Origin of the sequence: Halorubrum kocurii JCM 14978 (genome assembly GCF_000337355.1) — an archaeon.
Lineage (GTDB): Archaea > Halobacteriota > Halobacteria > Halobacteriales > Haloferacaceae > Halorubrum > Halorubrum kocurii.
Window position 1 is genome coordinate 11,468 of the sequence record NZ_AOJH01000006.1, and the last position, 26,176, is coordinate 37,643.

General features: G+C 61.0%; 28 protein-coding genes. 20 read left to right on the forward strand and 8 right to left on the reverse strand.

Annotated features, from left to right (window positions below):
• Positions 1-130: 130 nt before the first annotated feature.
• The gene (locus C468_RS00465) at positions 131-1,183 is read left to right on the forward strand and encodes a S66 family peptidase (protein ID WP_049911766.1); all 1,053 of its coding nucleotides are present in this window, start codon (positions 131-133) and stop codon (positions 1,181-1,183) included.
• A 95-nt stretch (positions 1,184-1,278) separates the two neighbouring features.
• Positions 1,279-1,830: a hypothetical protein gene (locus C468_RS00470; RefSeq protein ID WP_008846890.1), complete on the forward strand. Its 552-nt coding sequence runs from the start codon at positions 1,279-1,281 to the stop codon at positions 1,828-1,830.
• Between the two features lie 16 nt (positions 1,831-1,846).
• On the opposite strand, the gene C468_RS00475 is transcribed toward C468_RS00470, so the two are convergent.
• Positions 1,847-2,359 carry a GbsR/MarR family transcriptional regulator gene (locus C468_RS00475; RefSeq protein ID WP_008846891.1) on the reverse strand — a complete coding sequence of 171 codons (513 nt, stop codon included), beginning with the start codon at positions 2,357-2,359 and terminating at the stop codon, positions 1,847-1,849.
• A gap of 140 nt (positions 2,360-2,499) precedes the next feature.
• On the opposite strand from C468_RS00475, the gene C468_RS00480 reads away from it, so the two are divergent.
• Positions 2,500-2,883 (forward strand): ArsR/SmtB family transcription factor, encoded by a 384-nt coding sequence (locus C468_RS00480; protein WP_049911806.1) that lies wholly within the window; start codon positions 2,500-2,502, stop codon positions 2,881-2,883.
• A gap of 25 nt (positions 2,884-2,908) precedes the next feature.
• Here the strand turns inward: C468_RS00480 and C468_RS00485 are convergent, their stop codons facing one another.
• On the reverse strand, positions 2,909-3,898 hold the full coding sequence (locus C468_RS00485) for a DUF3267 domain-containing protein (RefSeq protein WP_049911767.1): 990 nt from the start codon (positions 3,896-3,898) through the stop codon (positions 2,909-2,911).
• 140 nt (positions 3,899-4,038) lie between these two features.
• Entirely contained in the window at positions 4,039-4,764 is a 726-nt protein-coding gene (locus C468_RS00490) for a DUF5518 domain-containing protein (RefSeq protein ID WP_008846894.1), read from the reverse strand.
• Between the two features lie 419 nt (positions 4,765-5,183).
• Here C468_RS00490 and C468_RS00495 point away from each other — a divergent pair, with 419 nt between their 5' ends.
• The 8 genes from C468_RS00495 to C468_RS00530 all read left to right on the forward strand — a co-directional run bounded on the left by C468_RS00495 (position 5,184) and on the right by C468_RS00530 (position 12,225).
• Positions 5,184-5,678 (forward strand): hypothetical protein, encoded by a 495-nt coding sequence (locus tag C468_RS00495; RefSeq protein WP_152422823.1) that lies wholly within the window; start codon positions 5,184-5,186, stop codon positions 5,676-5,678.
• An 89-nt stretch (positions 5,679-5,767) separates the two neighbouring features.
• Positions 5,768-6,448: a helix-turn-helix domain-containing protein gene (locus C468_RS00500; protein ID WP_008846896.1), complete on the forward strand. Its 681-nt coding sequence runs from the start codon at positions 5,768-5,770 to the stop codon at positions 6,446-6,448.
• 258 nt (positions 6,449-6,706) lie between these two features.
• Positions 6,707-7,690, forward strand: a complete 984-nt coding sequence (locus tag C468_RS00505) for an ABC transporter ATP-binding protein (protein ID WP_008846897.1) — start codon at positions 6,707-6,709, stop codon at positions 7,688-7,690.
• Positions 7,687-8,541 (forward strand): ABC transporter permease subunit, encoded by an 855-nt coding sequence (locus C468_RS00510; RefSeq protein ID WP_008846898.1) that lies wholly within the window; start codon positions 7,687-7,689, stop codon positions 8,539-8,541. The genes C468_RS00505 and C468_RS00510 overlap by 4 nt, the downstream gene beginning before the upstream one ends.
• A 30-nt stretch (positions 8,542-8,571) precedes the next feature.
• Positions 8,572-9,945 carry an MFS transporter gene (locus tag C468_RS00515; protein ID WP_008846899.1) on the forward strand — a complete coding sequence of 458 codons (1,374 nt, stop codon included), beginning with the start codon at positions 8,572-8,574 and terminating at the stop codon, positions 9,943-9,945.
• Between the two features lie 192 nt (positions 9,946-10,137).
• Entirely contained in the window at positions 10,138-10,911 is a 774-nt protein-coding gene (locus tag C468_RS00520; protein ID WP_049911768.1) for a CPBP family intramembrane glutamic endopeptidase, read from the forward strand.
• A gap of 37 nt (positions 10,912-10,948) precedes the next feature.
• Positions 10,949-11,764: a CPBP family intramembrane glutamic endopeptidase gene (locus C468_RS00525; RefSeq protein ID WP_008846901.1), complete on the forward strand. Its 816-nt coding sequence runs from the start codon at positions 10,949-10,951 to the stop codon at positions 11,762-11,764.
• Positions 11,761-12,225: a twin-arginine translocation signal domain-containing protein gene (locus C468_RS00530; RefSeq protein WP_008846902.1), complete on the forward strand. Its 465-nt coding sequence runs from the start codon at positions 11,761-11,763 to the stop codon at positions 12,223-12,225. The genes C468_RS00525 and C468_RS00530 overlap by 4 nt, the downstream gene beginning before the upstream one ends.
• On the opposite strand, the gene C468_RS00535 is transcribed toward C468_RS00530, so the two are convergent.
• Positions 12,178-13,017 (reverse strand): hypothetical protein, encoded by an 840-nt coding sequence (locus tag C468_RS00535; RefSeq protein WP_008846903.1) that lies wholly within the window; start codon positions 13,015-13,017, stop codon positions 12,178-12,180. The two genes, C468_RS00530 and C468_RS00535, sit on opposite strands and share 48 nt — an antisense overlap.
• 164 nt (positions 13,018-13,181) lie before the next feature.
• Between C468_RS00535 and C468_RS00540 the strand changes: the two genes are divergently transcribed.
• From C468_RS00540 to C468_RS00560, 5 genes are read left to right on the forward strand one after another with little or no spacing between them, the layout of a single operon-like run.
• The gene (locus C468_RS00540; RefSeq protein ID WP_049911769.1) at positions 13,182-14,489 is read left to right on the forward strand and encodes a hypothetical protein; all 1,308 of its coding nucleotides are present in this window, start codon (positions 13,182-13,184) and stop codon (positions 14,487-14,489) included.
• On the forward strand, positions 14,486-15,358 hold the full coding sequence (locus tag C468_RS00545; protein WP_008846905.1) for a polymer-forming cytoskeletal protein: 873 nt from the start codon (positions 14,486-14,488) through the stop codon (positions 15,356-15,358). Before C468_RS00540 ends, C468_RS00545 begins: the two co-directional genes overlap by 4 nt.
• A 52-nt stretch (positions 15,359-15,410) precedes the next feature.
• Positions 15,411-16,100, forward strand: coding sequence for a YqjF family protein (locus tag C468_RS00550; protein ID WP_049911770.1), 690 nt, complete (start codon positions 15,411-15,413; stop codon positions 16,098-16,100).
• A gap of 4 nt (positions 16,101-16,104) precedes the next feature.
• Positions 16,105-16,938: a CPBP family intramembrane glutamic endopeptidase gene (locus C468_RS00555; protein WP_008846907.1), complete on the forward strand. Its 834-nt coding sequence runs from the start codon at positions 16,105-16,107 to the stop codon at positions 16,936-16,938.
• Positions 16,939-16,971: 33 nt separating this feature from the next.
• Complete coding sequence (locus C468_RS00560) at positions 16,972-17,625, forward strand: hypothetical protein (protein ID WP_008846908.1); 654 nt, start codon at positions 16,972-16,974, stop codon at positions 17,623-17,625.
• A 116-nt stretch (positions 17,626-17,741) separates the two neighbouring features.
• On the opposite strand, the gene C468_RS00565 is transcribed toward C468_RS00560, so the two are convergent.
• Together C468_RS00565 and C468_RS00570 are read right to left on the reverse strand one after the other, a co-directional pair.
• Complete coding sequence (locus tag C468_RS00565) at positions 17,742-18,581, reverse strand: ABC transporter permease subunit (RefSeq protein ID WP_008846909.1); 840 nt, start codon at positions 18,579-18,581, stop codon at positions 17,742-17,744.
• Complete coding sequence (locus C468_RS00570; protein ID WP_008846910.1) at positions 18,578-19,573, reverse strand: ABC transporter ATP-binding protein; 996 nt, start codon at positions 19,571-19,573, stop codon at positions 18,578-18,580. The genes C468_RS00565 and C468_RS00570 overlap by 4 nt, the downstream gene beginning before the upstream one ends.
• A 534-nt stretch (positions 19,574-20,107) precedes the next feature.
• Between C468_RS00570 and C468_RS00575 the strand changes: the two genes are divergently transcribed.
• Positions 20,108-21,799: an NAD+ synthase gene (locus C468_RS00575; RefSeq protein ID WP_152422824.1), complete on the forward strand. Its 1,692-nt coding sequence runs from the start codon at positions 20,108-20,110 to the stop codon at positions 21,797-21,799.
• Between the two features lie 114 nt (positions 21,800-21,913).
• On the opposite strand, the gene C468_RS00580 is transcribed toward C468_RS00575, so the two are convergent.
• Both C468_RS00580 and C468_RS00585 read right to left on the reverse strand, forming a co-directional pair.
• Positions 21,914-22,324, reverse strand: a complete 411-nt coding sequence (locus C468_RS00580; protein ID WP_008846912.1) for a CBS domain-containing protein — start codon at positions 22,322-22,324, stop codon at positions 21,914-21,916.
• 590 nt (positions 22,325-22,914) lie between these two features.
• Positions 22,915-23,892 (reverse strand): DUF368 domain-containing protein, encoded by a 978-nt coding sequence (locus C468_RS00585; RefSeq protein ID WP_008846913.1) that lies wholly within the window; start codon positions 23,890-23,892, stop codon positions 22,915-22,917.
• Between the two features lie 193 nt (positions 23,893-24,085).
• Here C468_RS00585 and C468_RS00590 point away from each other — a divergent pair, with 193 nt between their 5' ends.
• The 3 genes from C468_RS00590 (at position 24,086) to C468_RS00600 (ending at position 26,165) form a co-directional block, all read left to right on the forward strand.
• The gene (locus tag C468_RS00590) at positions 24,086-24,598 is read left to right on the forward strand and encodes a metal-dependent hydrolase (RefSeq protein WP_008846914.1); all 513 of its coding nucleotides are present in this window, start codon (positions 24,086-24,088) and stop codon (positions 24,596-24,598) included.
• Between the two features lie 172 nt (positions 24,599-24,770).
• A complete protein-coding gene (locus C468_RS00595) occupies positions 24,771-25,046 on the forward strand; it encodes a hypothetical protein (protein ID WP_049911773.1) in 276 nt (91 codons plus the stop codon).
• Positions 25,047-25,049: 3 nt separating this feature from the next.
• The gene (locus C468_RS00600) at positions 25,050-26,165 is read left to right on the forward strand and encodes a DUF4350 domain-containing protein (protein ID WP_152422825.1); all 1,116 of its coding nucleotides are present in this window, start codon (positions 25,050-25,052) and stop codon (positions 26,163-26,165) included.
• Positions 26,166-26,176 lie beyond the last annotated feature (11 nt).

Below are 26,176 nucleotides of genomic sequence, written 5' to 3' on the forward strand. Positions count from 1 at the left end.
GGCTTCCTCTCCGGCCTACTCGCGTCGCGCTTCCGACTGAGCGTCGGAACCCCTCGCTCCTTGAGGCCGGAGGCTCCGCCTCGAAAACTGCTGAACAAGAAATATTTGACGCTCCCTATAGATTCTACTCATGCCTGAATTCCTCACTCCACCCCCTGTCGAACCAGGTGATCAGGTCGCGGTTGTCGCACCGGCATCAAACGCACCCGAGTCCGCGCGCTTCATCTACGAACTCGGTCTTGAACGAATGCGCGACGTGTTCGACCTTGATCCGGTTGAGTATCCGACTGCGACTGCGGACCCGGAGTGGCTTGCAGACAATCCAGAGGCACGCGCCGAAGAGGTTATGGACGCCTTCCGTGACCCGGACATCTCGGCCGTGATCGCGAATATCGGAGGCCACGACCAGATCACGATCCTCCCGTATCTCGATGGGGACGTCCTCCGCGAACACCCGACGCGATTCTACGGGTACTCTGACAACACGAATCTGGCCCTGTTTCTCTGGAACCACGGGATCGTTTCGTACTACGGTGGATCGACACTGCTGGAATACGCGATGGACGGCGAGATGTTTGAGTACACCGAGGAGTACCTCCGGCGTGTGCTCTTCGAGGATTCTGTCGGTGAGTGGACCGAATCAGAGGTGTTCACCGATGAGGCCGGTGACTGGGAAGACCCGGAGTCAGTCACAACCACGCGCGAGATCGAACGATCTGACGGCAGGATCTGGCGTGGCGGCGACGAGACTGTCGCAGGTCGGATCTGGGGCGGCTGTTATGCAGTCATCGTTGAGCAGTTCCTCGCCGATCGCTACCTGCCCGATCCCGACGCACTGAACGGCACCGTCCTTGCGGTAGAGACGAGCGAACTGGTCCCTGACCCGGCTGTCGTCGGTGCGAACCTCCGGGCACTCGGCGAACGCGGTCTTCTCGAACGATTCGACGGTGTGCTTGTCGGACGCGCCGCCGCACGCTCACACGCTGAAGACCACCCACGAGAGTGGCGAGTGGGCTATCGAGAGCGCCAACGTGACGCGATTGCTGACGTGCTCGAAACGTACAATCCGAACGCGCCCGTCGTCTTCGATTGCGAGTTCGGACACACGTATCCGACGTGTCCCATTCCAATCGGCGGTGAGGTCGAAATCGAACCCGCAACCGAATCGATTCGCCTGCCTTGATCGCGGTACAGACACGCAACATCGGGGTGGACGATATGATATCTCGGAAGCGATATGTGTCAGTTTTATAGCTCGCTGTAACGACAGATTGGATAATGGTGCCGTACGAGGCATTCGATCAGGACGTCGAAATCAAGGGTCAGACCGTACTACAGGTTGTCGAGACGGCCATGGGACGGTTCTCCGAGGAATACCGGGACCGGGCAAACGCTGCGCTTGCCGAGGAAGACATCGTTGATCCCGCCCCCGACGAGTGGTATCGACAACAGGCGTGGTTGAACGCCTTCGAGACAATTGCTGCCGATCTGGAGCCCCACGTCCTCGATCGCCTCGGAGAGCAACTTCCGTCGATCGCGGCGTGGCCCAGCGACATCACCTCGGTTCCCGACGCCCTCCGGTCGATCGACGACGCTTACCAGCGCAACCATCGCGGCGGCGACATCGGTTTCTATCGGTTCACCCAGACGGATGACCAGGTCGGTGAGATAACGTGCCACAACCCGTATCCATGCCCGTTCGACCGCGGTCTGATCCGCGGCGTCGCTAAGGAGTACGCTCCCGTTGATTCATTCGTGTTCATCGAAGAAACGGGGGCTGGCTGCCGCCGCGAGGGTGACGACACGTGCACGTACACAGTTCACTGGTGAGTCCGGGGAGCGGCCGCTACGACCGTTCGTACGTTTCGAGCGCCTCACGCAACTCCGCCGCGGAGAATTCGGTAGCAAGTTGAACAATTTCTCTGAGATCCTCATACGTCTCCCGCAGCTCACGGACGCGTTCCCTCTCATGGGGATTGTCCTCAGCTGAGAGTTGATCTTCGGCCCGGTGGATCGTTCGGAGCGTCGCCTGCATCTCTCGGTGGATGTACTGTTGGAACACGTCCTGAATCGTGAACCACACTTCGCGTTCGGGCTCGAACTGTACTCGCCGCCCACCTCCCTCAGAGGACCGTCGGTGGACGAGTCCGATTCGAGTCAGCGTTCGCGTGACGTTACTGACCGTCGATTTCGCATAGCCCGTGGCGTCCACGAGCTCGGGGATTGAGAGCGGTTCGTCCGCAAAGTACAGCACCCCATAGATGCGGCCGGAGCTCCGGCTCAGTCCGTACACTTCGGCCGACTGTTCCATCGATTCAATGACCCGCTCGCGGGCGTCTGTCATCTCGTCGCTACTCATGAGCACTCGTCGTGTCCGCTGTCCTGTTGGAGACCCCGGTGAACCATATGTATTCGATGAACTCCGTAATTATTAAATTGTTTGATTGGTTTGTTCGGAGTGAGCCGAACAAACAAAACGGACAGCGGTTTACCAAGACAATGGCAAGCGCCTTTCCACTCCAGCCCTCCGTCGATTACACGCCCCGCGACCGAACCGAGATCGTTATCGGCAGCGACGAGCACTCCCCAGTCCTCCAAGCACTGTCGTCTGACACTGCCCAAGAGCTCCTCGACGTTCTCAGTGACGGGCCACGGACAGCCTCGACGATCGCCGACGCCGTCGACACTTCCATCCAAAACGCCCAGTACCACCTTGACCGTCTTGCCGAGGCGGGCCTCATCGAGACTGTCGATACGTGGTATTCCTCAAAAGGCAGGGAGATGACCGTCTACGGGTTAGCTGCTGAAGAGTTCGTCATCCAGTTCAGCGCAAACCGCCACCATTCGAGCCGGGATATTCATGACGCTCTCGAAGACGAGTAGCTGGAATTGGTGAAATCCACTCTTATCAACGTCGTCCGCTCGCTCGGAAATAGGCGTAGCAGATCCCGATGAAGACGCCGAAAGCGAGAATTCCCGTGCCCATCGTGAACTCGATACCTCCGTCGGGCGATTGAACGAACTCGAGGATCAACAGCCGGCTATTTGGCACGCCGAGAGTGAATGAATCGAGACCGATCGCAGCCAAGACGAGTGGTGCCAGGATCCCCCCACAGACGGCGAGGATCACGACGCCGCCTGCGATGCCGACGAGCAGATCCCAGACGACGACGGCCGGGGCGGTCTCGGTTCGCTCGAGCGACGGTGTGCCGTAGATTTCGAGTCCCGTCCTCGTATCGACCACCGTTACGGACGGAGGATAGCGCATCAGCGTCAATGCCATCCAGAGGTCCCCGACGGCGCCGCCGGCGTTCAGCGCCAACGGCAGGGCGAGCCATCGCCACTCGAACACGATCATCACCGGGACGCCAACCAATGAGAGCAGCACAAGTGGGGCAAGTGCGATCGCGATGAACTGATCGCGCGAGAACCGCGTCTCGGTCGTTGCGAACGCGTACGGAAAGACGAAATACGCGACTCCCAGACCGAATCGCGGCTCCCCGCCGAAGAAACGGATCCCTACGCCGTGACAGAGTTCATGCGGGACGATCACGAGCAATAGCATACCCACGAGAACGACGATTGTGAGTCCGAGGTTCCACCACCCCGTATCGGGTGTCACGACCAGTTCCGTTCCAGCCGTATCACCGGTTGACACGTAGTACAACAACAGCAGACCGAAGAGAGCAACCACAAATCCAAGCATACTGACGACGGTCCACTGGAGGATGAGCGGCCGTGACATTCCGTACTCCGCGATCAGGACGTCGTCTGGCTGGTCTTCGCGCGGGGATTCGCCGACAGTCATCTTGAGCGTCTGACACCGATTTTTGCTGCCGCTGACAAAGGTGTTGCTCCGGAAGAAGCCTGGTGGCCCAGCAACCGTGGACTCGTGCATTTAGCTGGGGTTGCGACCGGGGCCCTCAACCTATCTGGATCGTAGTTGGCGTCTCTTCATGCGATAATCGGACTAGGAATCGTCGCATGGTTGGGAAACGACGGAGTCACCGATATCTGCTAGCCTGGAACCGAGCCCGTCTACTCGGTGGTACTGACCGCGTTAACGACCGACGGGTGGGTGCCCAAGTAGGCGCCGAGGACGCTCAGGCCTACCATGTACGCCACGGAGACGATCAGCGAGAATGCCAGGATAGCGAGGATGAACGCCGTCAGCCCAGTGGCACTCCCAAGGAGACTCCAGGTGACGACCGCGAACACGGTGACAACCGGTAGGCTGGCAAACAGGCCGGTCAGGCCGCCGGTCCGAATGGCACTGTCATTCGATCCGCGGTTGAGGTAGCCCGAGACTCCGCCACCGATGACGGGAGAGAACGGAACGAACGACGCGACGATAGTGACCATCGCCCCGAGGATGGCATTCCCGGTCGTACTCGGCGATACAATCCCGGTCGCGTCGAAGCGGCGTCGCGCGCGGGTCTGGACCCCGAAGAACGCGATACCGGCACCGACCAGCATCACGCCGGTTAGTGTCAAGCTGACTCCGCTCCCCCAGATGAAGGCGTAGACCGCGTCGATCAGTTCGGGGTCACTCATCTCCGTCGAGGTAATCCGTCCGGAAGCTACCCAAGACGTGACTCGGCCAACGTCCGCGAACCCGGCGAGGAGATATCCGGCAGCTCCGAAAACGCCTCCTGCGAGCACGAGAAACAGCGAGATGGCCACATCGAGCGTTCTGCTCAGCGGCTGCGTCTGCTCGTCACGATTCTGTACGACTGTCTCTTCATCAATTATTGCTGAGGACATATCAATAGATACGACCCGTATGGGCACATAGCTCCCGCCGTATCCATCCGTGTTTTATAAGTTAATCCCGAGTTCACACCACCTGCGAATGGATGCAGCGAAAAGGTGTTGCCGTCCGACCGCATATACGGTAGTTCGTATCAATGCCCGATCCGATTCGTCAAACGGCGTCCGCACGCGGAGACGCAAGGCTTGACCTCACAGCCTGTGGGCATACACCTCCGAATTCGACTCCAAACGGAGTGGGTCCGTGACAGCCGAGGAGGGTATCGATGGTCCGTAGGCGAGCAAGCGGTAGCAGTGTGTGCCCCTCGACTACGGCGTGGTGCGGAATCAGTGCGGTCGTGGGTGCATTCTGCTGGATCGCCTCGTCGTTGTTAGAGCCCGTCGTCTTCGGTACCAGACCGTACGATGCGACCGTGCTCGACGTCTTCAGGCTGCTGGGGTGGACGCTGATGATAAGTGGGGTGATCGGAGTAGCAACCACTTTCGGCAACCAGTACGGGCGAAGTGGCCGAATCGGCCTCGGAGTGGTAGCTTCCGGCATGGTTCTGATCGCAGGACTGCACGTTCGGGCTGTCATCGTACTGGTGTCGGCCGGCTTCCGGGCAGTCCCCACGACCGGAGAGAACACCCTGGTTCTCGTTGCTGCGTATGCCGGCTCTACCCTCGTCGTCGTCGGCGCCGGATCGCTCGGAATTGCGCTGTGGAGGGTGTCTCCCCGCCCGACGATCGCGGCTGTGGTTCTCGTAGTCGCGGCCGTGCTACCACTGGTGGCACTCCTCTCGTCCGGCGTTCTCCCGGCGACGCCGCGAAGGCTGTGGCTACAGTCTGGCACTCTCCTCGTGCCCTTTGCAGCCGCCTGGGCGGTGCTCGGCGCCGTGGTTTACCGTCGAGCAGGTCGGCAGGACTGAGTCGATCGCCCCGTGGCGACCGCCTCGGCTCTAGTGGCCCGCCACTGCCTCCCGAACAGTTATCCAGTTTCGTTTGGAACTGTTACAGTATGAGCGTCTTTGGAGAGTTCCGCGTGCCTCCCAGAGCCCTCGCTCTCTCAGATACGTTCGATGCTGAGCCGGAGACTGTCATCCAGATCGACCGAGTTGTCGCCTCGGAGATGGAGTCGCTGACCCAGTACTTCATCGTCTCGGGAGTGTCGAACGCGGCCTTCGAAGAAGCCGCCGCTTTGGACGAGTCGATCGATGCCCTCCAGCAGATCCTCGACGCCGAGCAGGGTACGATGTATCGTGCGATATGGGGGGATAGCGTCGAAGCCCTGGTGCAGGAGTACACGGACGAGGGGACATCGATTCTGAAAGCGATGGGTACGGCGGACGGGTGGGTGCTCCGGATCCGGTTCGATGACCATGCGCTGGTCGGCGCGTTCACCTCCCACCTCCGCGATCGAGGGTTCTCGTTCGAGCTCGTCCGTCTTCACGAGATGTCCTACGCGCAGACGGGCAGCCAGTTCGGGCTCACCCCGAAACAACACGAGGCGCTAGTAACGGCGTGGCAGATGGGTTTCTTCGAGCTCCCGAGGGAGACGTCGATGGCGGTCATCGCTAAAGAACTCGATATCACCCCGCAGTCACTCTCCGACCGCCTTCGCCGAGCACAGAACACGCTCATCGGCGATGCGCTACGCGTGGCTGTACGGACGAGCCAGGTGGGCCCCGGGAACGACTGAGCTAGCCACCGATCGAACGGTCCGGGATTGACCGCCTCCTCCAGAGAACACAGGAGCGAGGCAACGACTTCGGTCGTGGGTGGGGGTCAACACCGGCGCTCGCGGATTTTTTCTTCGAGTCTCCGTTACCGATCGAAGTGAGTCCGGCCAGAGTTTATAAAAACCGGATAGATACGGCGAGAGCAATCTTGGGTATCTGACCCGTATAAGGCGTCAATGAGTCACACCGATTCACGCTCGGACCCCATTTCTGATGAGATGGCCATCGAGCTCACCGGATTAAGCAAGCAGTACGGCGACGTAACGGCCCTCAACAGTGTTTCTCTCACGGTTCGAAGGGGAGAGATCTTTGGCTTCCTCGGCCCCAACGGCGCCGGGAAGTCGACGACAATCGATATCCTCCTCGACTTCGTTCGCCCGACGGCAGGGACGGCCACCGTCCTCGGCTACGATGCACAGGACGATTCGATGGCGGTTCGGCAGGCTGTCGGAATTCTCCCCGACGGCTATCACCTCTACGATCGCCTGACGGCCCGGCAGCACCTCGAATTCGCGATTGCCTCGAAAGGCAGCGACGACGATCCGATCGAACTGCTAGAGCGCGTCGGCATCGCCGACGCCGCCGACCGGAAGGCCGGCGGCTTCTCGAAGGGGATGAAACAGCGACTCGTCCTCGCGATGGCGCTCGCCGGGTCGCCGGAGCTGCTGATTCTCGACGAGCCGTCGACGGGACTCGACCCGAACGGGGCGCGCGAGATGCGCGACATCATCCGGGCGGAGCGCAATCGCGGGGCGACGGTGTTCTTCTCCTCGCACATCCTCGAACAGGTCGAGGCGGTCTGTGACCGCGTGGGAATCCTCCGAAACGGGGAACTGGTGGCCGTCGACACGATTGACGCGCTTCGGGACGCCCTGGGGACCGACACTCGACTGGTCCTCACCGTCGAGTCGGTGACCGACGATATGGTCAACGCGGTCGCTGTCCTTCCGGAGGTGACCGGCGTCCACGCCGACAGTGAGACTCGCCTGACGGTGACGTGCGCGCCGGAGACGAAGACGGCCGTCATGCACGCCCTCGAAGCGGCTGGCGGGACCGTCGTCGACTTCGATATCGAGGAGACATCTCTCGAGGAGATGTTCGCGGCCTACACGACGGACGACGACACGGCCACGAGCAGCGAAGACGAGGACGACCGCGAACTCGTGGCTCCCTCGGCTGAGAGCGAGGAGGTGCGCGCATGAGCTGGACCGTCGTTGCTCGGAAGGATTTCCGAGACGCCCGGCTTTCGAAGGCCCTCTGGGCCATCACCGCCGCGTTCGTCCTCCTCTCGGCAGGGATGGCGGTCCTCTACGCCACTGTCCCGGAACTCAGTCAGGATATCGGTGAACTGAGCACCCTCGGCTACCTGACGCTGCTGCTGGCCGTGACGACGCTGTTCGTCTCGGTCGCGGCGATCGTCATCGGCGCGGGAGCGATCGCCGGCGAGCGCGACCGTGGATCGAGCAAGCTCCTCTTGGGCTTCCCACACAGCCGCGCGGACGTGGTTCTCGGGAAGCTCATCGGGCGCACCGCAGTGCTCGGGGTGGCCATCCTTGCCGGCCTCGCCGTCACGCTGGGGGTGATCCTTGCCCTGTTGCCGTCGTTCTCGCCGGTCGACTACGCGATCTTCGCCGCGGTGACGCTCCTATTTGCCCTCGTGTACGTCGGGATCATGATCGCCGTCTCCGCGACGACCGGGAACGGCGGGCGGGCGATGGCGTTCGGGGTCGGCGTGTTCGTCCTCCTCGAGTTCCTCGGCGATCTCTTGGCCCCAGCGGTCATGTTCGTCGTGAACGGGTTCTCCTTCGGCGGACTCGCCGCAGTCCCCGGATGGTATGCCTTCCTCAACGTCGTCACGCCGTCGGCCGCCTATCAGAACGCCCTCGGATGGTTCCTCGGTGACGGTACCGCGGCAGCCCTGACTCTCGGCGGAATGCTGGACGGTGCGGTCCCGTTCTACCTCACGGGATGGGCTAGCATCGCGGTGCTTGCGCTCTGGCTCGTCGTTCCGCTGGTGCTCGGCTACCGCAAGTTCGCCGCCGCAGACCTCTGACCACACTGATCCCAGATATCATAATACCTCATGCACACGTTACTCCGGAACCGAAACTTCACCCGCCTGTTCGCCGGCCGCCTCGTCACCAACGTCGGCGATAGTGTCTACTTCGTCGCCGCGATGTGGCTCGTTTGGGAGCTGACCGGCAGTGAATTTTTCACCGGGCTGGCGGGCTTTCTCGTGTTAGCTCCCTCTGGCCTGCAGTTTCTCTTTGGCCCGTTAGTCGACCGCTGGGACCTCCGTCGCATCCTCGTCGGTACCCAACTCGTTCAGGGCCTGCTTGTCCTGTCGGTTCCCATCGCCGCAGCGACTGGCAACCTCTCAGTGTGGCTGGTGCTCGCGGTGATGCCGACCCTTGCGCTGCTCAATCAACTGGTCTACCCCGCACAAACCGCCGCCATCCCACGACTCGTCGAACAAGAGGAGCTGGTGGCCGCGAACTCGCTGTTCGCACTCGCCTATCAGGGGGTCGACGCAGTGTTCAATGCCTTGGCCGGCGTGCTCGTCGTGGTCGTCGGTGCTGTGGCGCTGTTCACCCTCGACGCGGTGACCTTCGTGCTGGCTGCGGCCCTCTTTTCGACGCTCTCGGTGCCGCGGACCGACGCTACGGACTCGAATCTCGATGCCGAGCCCGAGACGCTCCCCGGGACGCCGACTCAGGATGTCGAGGCTACTCCCGACGGCGGACAGTCGCCCGACGAGCCGGTCTCGGAGATCGAAGAGACAGTATCGGACGAGCGTCTCGACGCCACCGTGTCCGACGGAGACGATAGTCAATCGGCATATTTCGCTGACCTCAGGGAGGGCATCATGTACCTCCGGGGTACGTTCCTCATCTCGATGCTGTTCGGGAGCATGGTCATCAACTTCGCCCTGGGGGCGACGATCGCAGTACTCCCGTCGTACGGGGCTCTCGTCGGGGGTGTCGAGGGGTACGGATTCCTGATGGCAGCGCTCGCTGTCGGCATCCTGTTCGGGTCGCTGGCTGCCTCTCTCCTCGCCGGCTTTGCTTTCGGTCGGTTGTCGATCGTGGCGTTCCTGCTTTCAGGCATCGCCTGGCTCGGTGCCGTCGCAGTCGGCTGGCTGCCCGCCACTGTCGCTCTGTTCGTCCTTGCGTTCGTCCCGGTCGGCGTGACGAATGTCCTGATCGTCTCGGTAATCCAGGCTGTGGTCCCCGAAACACTACTGGGCCGAGTGACGGCCGTATTGGGAAGCGCCTCGGCCGTATCGACGCCCTTCGGAGCCCTCGCAGGAGGAGCCACTGCTTCCCTAGTCGGGCCAGTGGCCGTGATAACAGTCGCCGGGATAGGATTTCTGCTACTGGCCGTCTATCTCGCCAGTGTTCCTACGCTTCGACAGCTCCCCGCAGTCAGCGACATCGACACGTTGGGAACCAATTAGCAACCGACGCGAACAAAAGGGCTGCCGACTTCCGTATGTGGTACGCTGGCTTAACCCAGGGACTGAGGATTCCAACTGGATCGAACGGGGTATTTAAAACGCGGATTGATACGGCCTACGTCTTCAGGAGTCATCCTCCCGTATGTAAGCGCGAGCAAAACGGAAGCATCGTGCTTCGTTGCGGTGTTCATCATGTCAACCTCAACGTACAATCAACCGGATGTACAGCCCCGAACTGCCGATAGCCCGCGCCGGGCGATTCTCGTCGCTCTCGGGCTACTGTTTGCCGCGGCAATTCCCCCGTTAGCCATCGTTGAGGGCTTCAAGCTCGTACAGGCGCAGTTCGGATACGGTGGCGATCTCGCGGTCACGTTTATCGGCGGGGGTCTCCTCGCGACTCTAGCGATCGGCCTGCTTGGCGTCGCGTACCACCGCGTTCGACCGGTTACCGTCCACGTGCCGCGATGGCTCCCGACGCTGCGCGAGAGCGGCTGGATCGTCGCGGGTGTCGTCATCATGTTTATCACTGCAATCCTGATCCAGATCGGGATGCAGTTGCTCAATGCGACACCGCCAACGAACTTCAGCGCCGCTGCGGCCGCCGAACGTCCGGTTCTGGTGTACGGCCTGGCGATCGTTGGCGCACTGTTCATCATCGGCCCCATCGAGGAGTACTTCTACCGAGGTATCGTCCAGGGCCGCCTCCGTGAACAGATGGGGCCTGTGCCGGCCATCGCCATCGTTTCCGTCGGCTTCGCGCTGGGACACGTTCCGAGCTACTGGGTCGGCGGATCGGATCTCCTCTCGCTGGGCGTGTTCTTCGCCCTCTTGAGTATCGGCGTTGGGTCTGTCATCTTCGGTGTAATCTACGAGCGCACGCAAAATCTCGTCGTGGTCATCGTGATCCACAGCCTGGTCAACGCGATCAGTTTCAGCTTGGCACTAGTCGCTGCTCTCGGAGTGTGATCAGGGGATGGGCCTGAGGTATTTCCACTCGCGCCCGGTGCAGTTGTACGTCGGTATTCTCGCGGCGATGCTGGCGTTCGGCGTACTCGCCAGACCCCTCGTCGAGACGTTCGCACCCGGACTCTCCGTCATCGGTATCCGTGTCGTCGTCAACTGGCTGTTCGTCGCACTCGTCGTCGGCCTGGTCGCCTGGCTGGGCTGGTGGCGGAAGGTCCGGCTGACTGCACCGATAGCGTCGGGCGGCCGTCGGTATCTCCTCGTGTTGGCCGCCCTGCTGCTCGTCCCGCTGGGAGTAACCCTCGCGCTCGCGCCGGCGCCCTTCGCGGTCCCGGAGTTTACGATCCTCGATGGACAGCCCCTCTCCACGGCCGGCGTCGTTGTGCTCGTCGTCGTCGGGTTCGCCCTCGGGGCGGCCGTCTCGGAGGAACTCCTGTACCGGGGTGTCGTCCTCCGGAGCTTCGAGTCGCGGGGTCGGATTCCCGCGGCGCTCGCGGCCAGCTTCCTCTTCGGCGCCTCTCACCTCTCGCTGCTCGCGGTTGGCGTGCCCCTGAGTGAAGTGCTGCTCGTCGGCGTGTTGAGCGCCGTCTCTGGTATCGGGCTCGCGGCGATCGCGTTCAGAATGGGGACGCTGTGGCCGCTGGTCGGATGGCACTTCCTTCAGAACTCCTTTCCGGCGTTCCTTACCGCCGAAGCGATGGCGGTGTTCGTTCCCGTCAACATCGCCGTCGTCCTCGGGGTCGCCATTCTCGGGACGTGGCTCCTCTGGACTGATCGCAACATCGGAGTCGCTGACGACGAAGAGATGCTGACCGATGCAACCCCTCAGCCCACTGGGAGCAGTATGAGACCGTGAATCGCCGCGACTTCCTCGGCGCCGCGGCTGGAACCACGGTCGCAGGGACCCTCGCGGCGCTGGCTGGCTGCGCCGGCTCAGTGGACGGCATCGGCGAACTCATGGTAAGCGTCACCAACGAGGACACGATCACGCACACAATCGCAGTGACCGTCACGAACCAGGCCGGTGACGTCGTCGAATCGCTCACCGGCGAGGATATCGAACCGGGTATCGGGCGGACGTTCACCAGTGCAGGGTATCCCGACGACACCTACCAGGTCGCGGTTGAAGACGACAGGGAGGACCGTCCCACCTGGAAGCAGGTCACGCGGTGGTCGAACTTGGCGGAGTGTCCCTCGTTAGTGTTCGAACTCCGGCTGACCAATCGGGACGGCGTTCGGAACGTCATCCCGTCGAAGCGGTGCGGGTCGTCACTCCCGCTGGAGTGGACGCAGGGAGACGTCACCGAACTCGCTTAGGACGTGGACCTCTGAGCCGCCGGCGTTCAGTTGTCCTGCGAGTCGGTCGCTGCTCGACTCCACGTTTGTGAGCGCGAGAGTCGAGTTGATGTCCGAGACCGATTCGGCGAGGACGTCGACATCGAGGTCATCGGCGATTCCGACAGCGACATCGCCAAGATCCGTCCTGATTTCGATGTCGTCGCGCACGTCCCACACTTCGACTTTCACTGCTCCGAGATCAGATCGCGCGCGATCCAACCCCGTCGAACCAGAGGAGAGTACCTCTCCCAGGTTCGATCGGAGGTCGGGATAGCCGTTGACGCCGTTTGCAGTGACGTTCCCAAGGTTAGTTCGGACCCTGGTGTCGCCGCGCGTGTTCAGAAGCGTCACGTCCCCCAACTCCGACGTGACTGAGTCGACGGCCGGTCCCGCATCTCCTTCGGGGACGCTCACTGTCACGTCCGTGCTTGGCGACGAGCGTGTGAACCACTGTGCATCGTCGTCGATACGTGTCTCGACGGTCAGAACCCCGTCGTCCAGCGAAACTGTGGCCTCGATATCATCCAGTCCGGACTGACCCTCCGTGGACCGCTTGACCACACGAGCGCGAACATTGTCGACGTCGGTGGCTGTGACCAGAACGTCACCGATGTCGTTAGTAACTCTCACCGTCTCGACGTCCGCTGCCGGGAACGACTCCTCCGTTGTCTGGATAATTCGGCTGCGACCGAATGGCGTGCCACCGAGACACCCCGAGAACGCACTGACCGTGACGAGACCACTTGCACCGAGAAACTGCCGACGGTTCATAAGAGAGAACACGCGCCTAATAGTTAAATAATTAACAGTAGTTGCCGCGCTATCACAGAACAGGGTCTAGCTGGCCAACCGCGCAGGAGGCGACCACTTTTAAGGAACGCCTCAGACACAAGATCTATATCGTATCGGCCTCCCAAGTAGGCAAGGTTAATTCGATGGAATTTCTCCAGCACGTGCGGCAGCGGCGATGGACAACAGTGTCCGGGTATCTGCTGTTCACCGCGCTGATGGTCGCCGGCTACTACTACAACATCACGTTCGTCCAGTTGGGACTCATAGACCTCGGGACACGCCTCGTCGGACTGTCCGAGACAGACGTCTCGATGTGGATGGCAGCGCTCGCGCTCGTGACGCTAATTGTGGCGGCCGTGACTGGCGTGACAATGGACCGCCGCGGGTGGAGTACGACCCTCCGAACGAAGCTCCGACTCCTGTTCGGTGTCGTCTGTCTCCAGTTCGCGCTCACGCTTGTCGCACCGATGATCCGGACCGTCCCCGCCTTCGGCGCGTGGATTGTCTTCGCGTCGATCGGCCTCGGGGTCGGATTTCCCGTCTCGTTTTCGCTCGCGATCGATCTCGTTCCGGTCCCCGACCGAGGCTACGTCGCCGCGGCGATCACAGCGATCGCGTACTTCCTGGCGAACGCGATTCCGCTCTCCTGGTCGGTCGATGTCTTCAGTCAGCTGATGGTCGCCGCGATGGCGCCGGGTATCCTCGTCCTGGCCGTCCTCTCGTTTGCCAGCTTCGACCGTCTCGATGCAGTTCTCGACGTCCTCGGGACACGCCACGAGACGTACGGCACCGGGCGGTTCTGTCACGACACCCAGGTTCAGGCGCGGAGTCTGGCCTTCGCCGTCCCGGTCGTCTTGATGTTCGGCGTGTTCTTCATCGACAGCCTCGGGTTCCTCCGGATCATCGACACGCCGTCGCTCCTGTTGAGCTCTTGGCAGTCGCCCGACCTCTCGACGCGCCTGTTCATCGCCGTGGCGCACGTCGTCGGCGCGGTGATGGCCGGTGTCATCTACGCGAACTACTCGCTATCGCGCGTCTTTCTCTGGACGTTCGCGCTGTTCGCCCTGACGCACGTCATGTACACGTCCGACCTGCGAATCGAGGCGGTGTTCCCCACGATCGCCGGCAGCGGAACCTCTCCGCTGAACCCCGCCCTGTACGCGATCGCCGTGAGCTTTTACACGACCCTGAACTTCGCGCTCTGGCCCGACCTTTCGACGCCGGAGACGGTCGGCACCCACTCCGCGATCGGCATCGGCGTCGCCGGGTGGCTCGCCACGTTCTCAAGCACGGCACTCGCGCTGTATTTCCAGGCAGCCGACCTCACACTCCTCTCGCACCTGAACGTGGTGCAGGCGCTCTCTCTCCTCCTCTTGTTCGGACTCGCAGTCGGCCTGTATGCCAAACGGATGGTCGAACTCGCTCGCGAGACCGGAGGTGCTAATGCATGAGTCCGACAGAGGCCATTCCGCTCCTCATCGTCGTCCTCCTGATGATCTCCATCGGGGGTGGCGACGTGCAGGACATGTCTGTGACGTTCGAGGGCGACAACGACGTCGAGGCCCTCGCGGACGTCCACGTCGTCGCCGGCGGAACCACCACCGTCCCCGAGAACGCGGCGGTCGACGGCGACATCTATGTCATCGGTGGGACCGCAGCCATCGACGGTACTGTCGACGGCGATGTGACGCTCCTCAACGGAAATATCTCGGTAAGTGATGGCGCGACCGTGACTGGCGCCGTCCAGACGTATTCGGGATCGGCTTCTGTCAGCCCCGATGCGTCGGTCGGTCGCGTCTCACAGTTCGAGGCGCCGACGCCGTCGAGTTCGCCCGCACAGCGGGTCGGGGGGTTCCTTCTGCAGTTCCTCGTCCTCGGCGCGTTCGGGTGGTGGCTCGTCAAGCGGCATCCACTCCTCTTCGAGAACGTCGGCGCAGCCGTCACGGACCACGCGCTCGTCAGCGGCGTCGTCGGTAGTCTCGGCGCAACGACCCTCCTCGTCCTCTTCGTCTACATGGCGTTCACCCTCATCCTTCTCCCGCTCGCGATCGTCGGGCTCTTTGCCGAGTTCCTCGTTATCCTCTACGGCCAGGCAGTGTTCGGGTACCTCATCGGGACGCGCCTCCCGATCGAACGCGATGGCGTCGCGACGCTTGCCGGGATCGCCGTGTTCCTGCTCGTCCTCGAGCTCTTCGGGATCGTGCCGTACCTTGGTGGGATCGCACAACTCGCCGTTGCGGTCGTCGGGTTCGGCGCCGTTCTGAACACGTACTTCGGTCTCCAGCGGTTCGAACCCGTCACGATCCCGGGAGGAACGTAACTATGCACACGGCACTCCACGATCGGAGTATCCGAACCGAGGTGGCCAATCGATGGTAACACCACTTCACATGGGCTGGCGGCACGTCCTGTTCGCGAACTGGTCCGTCGACCCCGAGCTCCTCAACGCGCACCTCCCGTCGGCACTCTCGGCCGATACGTATGACGGCGACGCGTGGCTCTCCGTCGTGCCCTTCACGAACGTCGACGTCCGGCCAACGTGGGCCCCCGAAGGTTGGGGGTTCTCACTCCCCGAACTCAACCTCCGGACATACGTTACTCACGACGGCCACAGCGGAGTGTACTTCTTCAGTCTCGACGCCCAGGGTATCCTCAGCGTCGTCGGCGCCCGTCTCTTCCATCACCTCCTGTACTATTACGCGCGCTGTTCGCTCACCGAAGCTGACGGCGATATCCGGTTCCAGAGCAGGCGATTGCATCCCGGCGCTCGCCCCGTTCACTTCGCCGCGACATATGGTCCATCCGGTCCGGAACTCGAGGTACAGTCAGACTCGCTCGAAGCGTTCCTCACCGAGCGCTACCGATACTACACAGAAGCACAAGACGGCTCGCTGCGGTACGCAGCCATCGACCACGAGCCGTGGCCGCTGTACGAGGCCGACCCGACGATCGAGACCAACACGCTGTTCGAGGCCAACGGGTTCGCCTACCCCGAGACCGAACCCGTGCACTACTACAGTCCCGGCGTGACGACGATCGCGTCCCCGAACCGCCGGGTGTGATCGAATGCCGTCACGTTCGCACGCCGTCGCTGTCGACGACTGGTCGCCTCGAGCGACACTCCTCGGGTACACCGCCCTCACGTACGCCATCTCGTGGTCACTCTGGGGTGTGTGGGCGATCAGCGAGACCGGGTCGACACCCACAGGAACGGTCCTGTTCGTGCTCGGCGGGCTCGGACCGTTCGCCGCGAGTGCCGTCCTCGTTCGGGCATCGGGTCGATACGTGAGGGCGTGGCTTCGGGAAATCTTCGAGGCTCGAATCGCGCTGCGGTACTACGCGCTCGCCCTTGCGCTTCCGGTTGCCCTGTTGCTCGGTGCCGCTGTGATCCACGTCGTCCTCTTCGATGGCGTCGTGACACCGGGCCTGCTTCCGGGCGTCATCGAGTATCCGCTTTTCCTCGGGTTCGTCGTCCTGTTCGGCGGCGGGCTCGAGGAACCTGGCTGGCGCGGGTACCTCCTACCAGCACTCCAGAATGCCTACAGTCCGCTCACGGCTGGACTCCTCGTTGGCGTCGTCTGGGCCGGGTGGCACCTTCCGCTAGTATTCATTCCAGGTACCATCCAGAACACGCTCCCGCTTGGTCTCTATCTGCTCCAGCTCGTCGAACTCTCGATTCTATTGGCGTGGCTCACGAACCGGGTCGACGGACGCATCCTACCAGCGATTCTCTTGCACGCGGGCGCCAACGCACTCCTGAATTACTATCCGGTCGGTGGTGCCGCGGGTGCGACGACACCCCTCGGGTTCGGACTTCTCGTTATGATGCTTACAATCGCCGTCGTCGCCCTTGTCATCAGTGCTGGGCCGTCGCTTGGCGTTGCCCGTCCGGCTCGTTAATGTATTTGTCAGCAGAGCACGATGCCTGTCCGTATGGCGGCGTCGAACGCGACCGGGCTGGTCGATCTGGTGTCGAAGCGAATCGGGCAGTACGTTAACCACGACGACGTCCTCGTCCGGTTTGTCTCCCTGTGGGTCGTCGTCGCGAGCGTGTTCACGGCATCGTGGGTCCTCAGCTACCTCGTTCTCCCCCAAGGGCTGTTACGCGGCGGGAACCCGGGCGCAGCTACGGGATACGCGGGAAGTATCACGCGGGAATTCTTGTGGCTGTTCGGGTGGAACGTCGGCGTCTCTCTGATCGCCGTCGGTGCGAACACGCTCCGGTCGGTGAACACACCGATGGGATACGTCATTGAGGTCGTCCAGGCGCCCTGGTACGGGGCAGTCTGGGGAACCGGGTCCCTCGCAATCGGGACGGGAGAGCGCATCGTGCCGTCGTTGGCCGTACTCGTCGAACGCAGCGGCCCGATGGAGATTACGGCGCTCGTCGCGGTCGTGGTCGCGACGCGGGGCGTAACGCTGTGGCATCAGGAGTCCGGGCCCCGGTGGAAAGAGGATTTCGTCCGCGTACGATCGCCCAGCGACTGGTCGCTGACGCGCAGTGAGTTGACACTTCTTGCCGGCGGATATCTATTGCTGGCCGTCGCCTGCTACCGGGAAGCTGTCGCGATAGCACAGGTCGTCTGATAAAGTTAATGATATTATGTATTATGCCTTTTAATCGCCGATTGAAATCTGAAAAATTAATCCTGCGAGAAACCTAGACTCCTGAGTTCGATTTGAACTTTCGAAATGCTGCGGTATTAGCTCAGATCGGCTTGGCGGAACTTGGAATACCCGACGAGGAGCGGGACGACAGCCCACGCAAACAGTATTCCGAGAAACACCGCCGGATCGAGATAACTGGGTGCCGATCCCCCGATGCGTGCTTCCACGGCAGTTCCGCTCCCGAGCAACAACCGCTGGACGAGCGCGTTGTACGCGCCGGTTGGACTGACTCCCTGTATGAGTAGTAACCACGCGGGCACAACTCCACCGGGCATCTCACCGGTGACCAGTAGATGAACCACAGTGGGAGCCAGATCCCAGAGCAGCGTTAGCCCGAGGTATGCAGTAATAGCCAGAGTCATGGCCCGCGATCGTGTCGCCGTAACCGCCGAGATTCCGATGCCGATGCCGACGAACGAAACGCCGAGAAGGACAGTCAGTAGTGTGGTTCCAACGAACGCTCCCACGGGAAGGCCACCGTAGAGGACAGCCGTGACGACACCCGATACCACAAACCCCAGTGCGAGTCCGATAGCGACTACACCACTCCGGCCGAGGAACTTCCCGAAGAGCACTTCGCCCCGCGACGGCGGGAGCCCGAGGATCACCTTCAGACTCCCTGACTCCAGTTCACCGGCAATCGCGAGATAGGCGGCGATCAGCGCCATGATCGGAACGAGGAGTCCCGCGAACTGCGACGCACCGCCGATCGCCATCTCGGCACCGCCTTCGACGTCGGGGACGAGGAGTGAGATACTTGCAGACAGCGACGTCATCACCGCGATGATTACGACGATTCCCCAGATCATTCGCGATCGGAGGGCGTCGGCGAACTCCTTGCGAGCGATCGTCAGCCAGAGCGGAGCACGCGTCATCGGTCCGCCTCCGCGTCATTACCTCGCGGCGGTACATCACCCGTGTAGGCGCTGAACAGGTCTTCCAACGACGACTCTTCGATCGTCACGTCGAGAATTGAAGCGCCATCATCTCGTATGCGATCGATCACGTCGACTTTGGCGGGAGCATCGTCGACGCTAACTCGGATTATCCGCCCATCAACTACGACATCTGAGACACCGGCTATCTCCACGAGGGTGAGCGAGTCCGGGACAGCGTCGACTGTGAGCGTTATCGTCGACCCGGTTCCGAGTGCGTCGCGAAGCCCGTCGATCGAATCGATAGCGACGAGTCGGCCACGATTGAGTATCGCGACGCGATCACAGACGGCTTCGACCTGACTGAGAATATGGCTGGAGAAGAAGACGGTCTTCCCTCGGTTCGCGTGATCGCGAGCGATCTCACGGACGAGGCGAACGCCGTTGGGATCGAGTCCCGATGACGGCTCGTCGAGGATCAACAGTTGCGGATCGCCGACGAGGGCGATCGCGAGGGCTAATCGCTGCATCATTCCTTTCGAATAGCCACCGACGACGCGATCAGCAGCTGCAGCATCGAGCCCGACTCGATCGAGGAGGTCGTCAACAGCGTCATCAGATCGCTTCAACGCGATCGCGTACTCCAGATGTTTGCGGCCGGTTAGGCGCTCGTAAAGCCCGTACCCGTCCGGAAGAATACCGACCCGCTCGTGGATTTCCCGCGTCTCAGTCTGCGCGTCGAATCCGAGGACAGTTGCACTCCCGGCAGACGGGCGGACGTAGTCCATAATCACATCGATGGTCGTGGACTTCCCGGCGCCATTCGGTCCGAGAAAACCGAATATCTCGCCCTCGTAGACAGTCAGATCGAGGTCGTCGACGGCGAGGACGTCCTTCCCATAGCGTTTTGTCAGTCCCGTCGTTCGGATGGCAACTGGCTCGTCATCGGTTGGGGTTCCCCAATCTGACGAAGCACGAGAACGGGTGTCCATATTGCCCGTACGTCTACCTCCGTGAAAAGGCCGTGTGCGGTATCCCGACGAGGCTCCGGACTGCTCGTAGCGGCACCACACAGTTACTGTTGATGAGAGTGAAGTTACAAGAGTAGGCCAGTCATTCATGCAGGCGGACCGCTGAAAGCGGGTGCGGCCAATCGGTTACTAGAACATCGATCACGGGTTCCGTCCTGGCGGAGCAACAGTCAAATCGAAAGGCCAGCTTCGAGGACGACTCCCTCGAGAGCGCTGACTACAGGGGCTGTTGACGGCTGCCGACACGGTCGCTATCGCCGATCAGATAGCCGCCGAAGGCGATCATCCAGATCATCACGGGGTAGATGATATTTGCCCGGGTGTAGCGTGTCGCGTTCGGAGAGTCAAAACTGCGCTCTTCGCACGATGAGAACAGGTGGGGGTCGATGGCTAGACCATTTGTCCTAATATCAGTAAAATAATCGTCGATATACTCGATAATATACGCTCATTCTACTCTTTAATAGTGTGTGGTCGTAGTAACTTTTGAAAACAATGCAAAGTGTTCTTCGAATGGGTATTATTCAACACAATCCCGTAGTCGGCGACGTCGCAGGCAACGCCGACCGGATCGCCAGTGAGTACACTGCACTGCTAGAAGCCGATCCAGATCTCGTCGTCACACCCGAACTGTCACTGGTTGGCTATCCGCCCCGCGACCTGCTCCACCGATCGGCAATACTCGACGCGCAAGAGTCGGCGCTCGACCAGTTGGCCTCGCACACCGCCGACGGACCGCCACTGATCGCCGGCGCGGCGGTCAGAACAACGCATGACACGGGGGCTCCGGTCCACAACGCCGCGGTTGTGTTACGCGATGGAGACCGGACTGACACGTACCACAAACGGTTACTCCCGACCTACGACGTCTTCGACGAACACCGATACTTCCGCCCCGGCGACGACCCACAGGTCGTTGAGGTCGCCGACACGGCCGTCGGCATCACAATTTGCGAAGACGCCTGGCAGGACACCGTCGTGACCGGGACGCGCCGCCACGACGAGACGCCGCTGCTGGATACGGCCGCGGCCGGTGCTGATGTCATCCTCACGCTGTCGGCCAGCCCGTTCAGCCTCAATAAGCCGGGCCGCCGTGAGAATCGCTTCTGCGCGCACGCCGCTGAGACGAGCTGTCCGGTCGTGTTTGTCAATCAGGTGGGCGGCAACGACGAGCTGATCTTCGACGGTCACTCGTTCGTCGCGGTTGAAAACGGGATACGAAACCGGCTCGCGGGGTTCGAGTCCGACGCGACCGTCGCGGAGGTTTCGCTCGACGCAGACGTCGAAGCAGACGTCCGAGCATCGGCTACCGGCGCCGTTGCTTCACAGGCCCGCGAAGCACTCTCACTTGGAGTGCGCGACTACTTCGATAAGACCGGCTTCGAGGAGGCGGTCATCGGGCTGTCAGGTGGAATCGATTCATCGGTGGCCGCCGCGCTCGCGGCAGACGCCTTGGGGGCGGATAACGTCTACGCGGTTTCACTCCCCAGTGAGATCACCAGCCAACAGAGCGTCGCTGACGCTCGCGCAGTCGCGACGAACGTGGACATCGAATTCGACGTGATCCCGATCGGATCGGCGGTGGAAGCGGTAACCAGTACGCTCGACGCCAACGACGCTTCGCTCACCGGTGTCGCAGCGGAGAACGTCCAAGCACGGATTCGGGGAACCATACTCATGGGTATCGCGAACCAACGCGATGCGCTCGTCCTCACCCCGGATAACAAAAGCGAAGCCGCAGTCGGCTACTGCACGCTGTATGGCGACACCGTGGGTGCGCTCGCCCCGCTGGGTGACTGTTACAAACGATTGGTGTACGAGCTCGCCGACGTGTTCAACGACGCGCTCTCTCCGCCGTCAGGGGCAGGACCGATCATTCCGACGTCGGTGATCGACAAAGAACCGAGCGCCGAGCTCCGTACCGGACAGACCGACGAAGAAGAGGTTCCCGCGTACGATGTTCTCGACCCCATTTTGGAACAGTACATCGAGGGCGGCAGGAACGCGGGGTCGATCCAGCAAGGGTATCCCGACCACGTCGTTGACGACGCGCTCAGACGGACAACACACGCCGAATTCAAACGGCGACAGACGCCGCCCCCGCTCCGCATCACGCGAAAGGCACTCGGACGCGGGTGGAACTATCCGATCGCTGCAGCGTACGATCACGTGCTTACGGATCGCTGACAGCCTCAGCGGCCACGAGCGTCTCCGATCGACGCGGCCGACTCTCACAGATCGCTTCGCGCGGAAGTACACTCGACATCGGACTCAGTACAACGGCGGCCACGGTCGATGCGATCAGTCGGTCCCACTACTACCCATATACGTCAGCTGCGCTGTGAGATCCGTGGCCGAGAGCATCCCAGCAATCTCGTTTTCGCCTCCGGAGACAGGAAGGTGCTGAATATCCTCGCGAATCATCTTGACCGCGGCATCGTGGATCGTGGCCGTCGTGGGAACCGTGAGCACGTCTTCCGTCATGTAGTCAGCGACAGTCGCCGTCTGGGGAACCCGATCTGTCGAGACGACTGACACAAAATCGGTACTCGTGAGAACCCCTGCAAGACGGTCTTCGTCGTTCAACACAATCAGCGATCCAACACCCTCCTCAAGCAAGATATTCGCGGCTTCTTCGATAGTAGTACCGGGTGAAACAGTCAGGAGATCAGTGCTCATCAGTTTTTCAACCGGAATGTTCTCTGCATCCATATCACATTCAAAAGTACTGCTAATGTATACACATTGTGGTCAATTTGTTGTGATTAGCACCATCCCGCTCTGTGTATATTATTTATACAGTGGGATTAGGCATAAAACAACAATTTTGTCAGATAAACTCTGGGAGAGCGGTGATCCTATATGATTAAAAATTGTTATTGAATATATTCTATTAATAAAATAATAGCGCCTTGCGGTCGTGGCAGAACTCTACTCTGATTGTGAATTATATGACTTAGATAATCCTGTTATAACACTTTCAAATGAAAATATCTTCAAAATATCATTCTATGAAATTTGAGGTCGGTCGCCTATCAAACATACCAAATAAAAATAATATATAATATATTTTATTATATATTTAAGTACTGATAAGAGACCACGAACAAATCTACACGTTCGACAGCCTTTCCGAGAGCAATTTATATACTTTCTCTTACAATTCTCTCGGGGTGAGACCGCTCTCAGGGCTGAGTCACTAGGCAGCCGGCCTGATAGTCCAAAGTCTCGGTTTGTATACATGAGCGACCCGGACGGGGAGCCGTTGATACGGTCGGTATTGACCGATACCGAACGTCTTATCACTCAGTTTGGGACTCTCCCACCGGAGTAACTTGGGTTACTCGCGTCGACGCTCGTTCGATGATCGCCACAACGGCGACTCCCACGATTGCGAACAGTATGAACGAGCGGACCCAGTACGGGCTCCAGTTCATTCCCATAAGACGTAGTTCAACAGACGCCTGCTCAACGGGGGCTCGAAGCGCGCCGACGATCAGGCTGACGAGAAAGGCGATCGTCACTTCGCGGTTCCGTTCGAACGCGGCGCGGACTGCGTGAGCGACGGATACCAAGCCGACAGCGGCACCGAGGAGGAACGTCAGGACGGGAACACCACTCTGGTACACGCCAGCGACGCCGCCACCCTGTGCCGCGGCAAGTAACGCGTCTGTGAACCGACTCAGCGCAGTGGACATGTACTCGTACTGTCCGAGGACGAGAAGCAACAGTGACCCTGACATTCCCGGTAGAACCATCGCGCTGACGGCGATCAGCCCGGCGACAAACAATACCGGAAGCGATGTATCGAGGCCCGTCGCCGCGTACCCGGAGGCTAGGAATGCGACTGCGAATCCACCGACGACAGCGACACGCTCGCCCCATGACGACACTGACACGTCCCGGTAGAACACGACGGCGGAGGCACCGATCAGTCCGAAAAAGAACCCGTACACCTCGACCGGAGAGACGCTCAGTAGCCAACTGATAATTCGCAGGACGCTGACGACCGCCGTGACGATTCCCGCTCCGAGGACGACGAGGAACCAGACATCCATCTCTCGGAGCGTGCGCATGACGGTCGAACGGTCTCCAGCACGCACTTCGCCTAGGAGCCGACGAAGCCGACTCACCGTGACGGCCGTGATGGCGGCGATGAGTCGCTCATAAATCCCCGTAAGAAGGGCGATCGTTCCGCCTGAGACGCCCGGGACGGCGTCAGCGGCTCCCATGCAGAATCCACGTGCGTAGATGCCGAGTATCCGACGCGTGGGCTTCATCGGCTCAAGTACAGCGAAGAATCGAACATAGCTATTTGGATTGTATGAACCACATTCGAAAGAGAAGCCGGCCAGCCAGTGGTCAACCGACTGGGAGCTTGTCACGCGGTATCCCCGGCGTGGTGGTCCCGATACGTCGTGACTGCGACGCGTCAACGACGACGTTTTGACCGTCGGAATGAAGTGAGAGACAATGCGACCCATCGAGCACCTGATTGTCGCGCTTTCTCTCGCCGCCGGGTACATTCTCGTTACGGAACACCGCCTTCTGTCGCTCAAACTTGCCGCCGTCGCGGTCGTCGGGAGTCAGTTCCCGGATATCGTTGATAAGCCGCTCGCACTGGAACTGGGGCTCTTGCCGACGGGCCGCGTGGGCATGCACTCCCTGCCAATTGCCATCCCGCTCTGGGTACTCGTCGTTCTGTACAGCTGGAAGACCGATAGAGTGCAAGCGGGGGTCGTGTTCGTCATCGCGTACGCGTCACATCTCACCGCGGACAATTACATCGGCTTGGCCGCCGGTCGGATACCGAGTGACCTCCTGTGGCCGCTGTCGAACCCGACCCCGAGGCCGGCTATCCCGTACTGGGCCGGCCCTCAGTCGATCAACGTTCACCTGTTCACGCTGTTTTCTATCGGCGTCCTCTCGATAGCGGCGTATTACGCCCTCCGTGACGTGCTTCACCAGCTTTACACCGATACCTGAGTCCCGGATTCCACTGTCCTCGTGTTTGTTCATACATGTTCCAATGTTGGTATAACTAAACATCCGTGTGCTATTCGACTGGAAGCGTGTGTGGATCTGCGTCGACCGTGTCGCAGTGTTCGTTTCCGCGCGAACCGAAACTACATATTCGCGTCCATTCTTGAGATAGGTAATGACTGTCGCACGACAGTATCGATTCATCTCAGGTGTGCTCGCTTGGACGCTCACCGGTCTCTTCGTGCTCGTCACGACGGGGTGGCTCACGTACGAACTGTTCTTCGTCGTCTCACTCATCGGCGTCCTCATCGTTGTCGAGTTCACGTCACCAATCCACGTCCGACCGCTGTGGCGCAAGCGGGTCCGCTGGATTGTCCTCGTGGGTATCGCGGGCTTTCTGGTCGTCCTCGCGAGACGCACAATCGCCGTGTTGCCGCCGGAGGTGGTGTGATCGATGCGCCTTCGTGGATATGAACTGACGTATCCGCGGGTGGTGTTCGTAGCGGTGTTACTCGTCACCCTGATAACGACGGGCGTCGCGGTCGGGACCTCGTCGACGCCTTACGGGTCGTATAATTACGACTGGGACGGAACGAGCGACAGTCGAACGGTCGCCGCGGACGCCGGAGCCGACGTCGAAATCGTGCGCTCACCTGCGGGGTATCACCGGACCGCAGCCGAGAACGCAACGGCGTTCATCCTCGAGCCGACGGAGCCGTACGCCGACACGGAGGCGGACGCGGTGGCGTCGTTCCTCGATCGCGGCGGAACGGTGGTCGTCGCGGCCGAAGGCGGCGGTGAGGCAAACCGGCTACTGACCGAGCTCGATGTCAGTTCACGGTTCGACGGCCGTCCGCTCCGAGACGAACAACGGCACTACCGGAGTCCCGCATTACCGGTCGGAACACCCGTCCGCGACACGTCCGCGACGAGTGATGTCTCACGGGTGACGCTCAATCACGGGACGGCAGTGACCGCTTCGGACAGCGGGACCGTGCTCGTGAACAGTTCGGGGTTCTCGTATCTCGATGCGAACGCCAACGGTGAGCTCGACCCCACGGAGCCGGTTCAAGAGTACCCGATAGTCGTCCGGGAGGACGTCGGAAACGGCAGCGTGCTCCTCGTCAGCGACGGGAGCGTGTTCATCAACGAGATGCTCGACCGAACGGACAATCGGCAGTTCGCAGCGAACCTCCTCGGGGGTTCAGAGACGCTCATTGTCGACCACCAGCGCAGACCGGCGATCCCCGATGTCATTGCCTTTCTTCTGACGACGGCCGATTCGCCGCTCCGTCTGTTGCTGCTGGCTGCGGCACTCGTCACCGCGGTCGGGGTCGCGTGGCGGAGAGTCACTGCCAGCACTGATGGGGACTCCTCAGACACACCCACTGGCGACCAGCACCCGCGGGCCGCTCTCAAAGAGGAACTGAGCGAACGCCGGCCGGACTGGGACGACGAGCGAGTCGACCGCGTCGCGGCGGAGTTCACGACGGACAACCCCGGATCGAAGTTCACAACGGACAACCCCGGATCGAAGTTCACAACAGACGACCCCGGATCGAACAACTGACCAAGCGACGT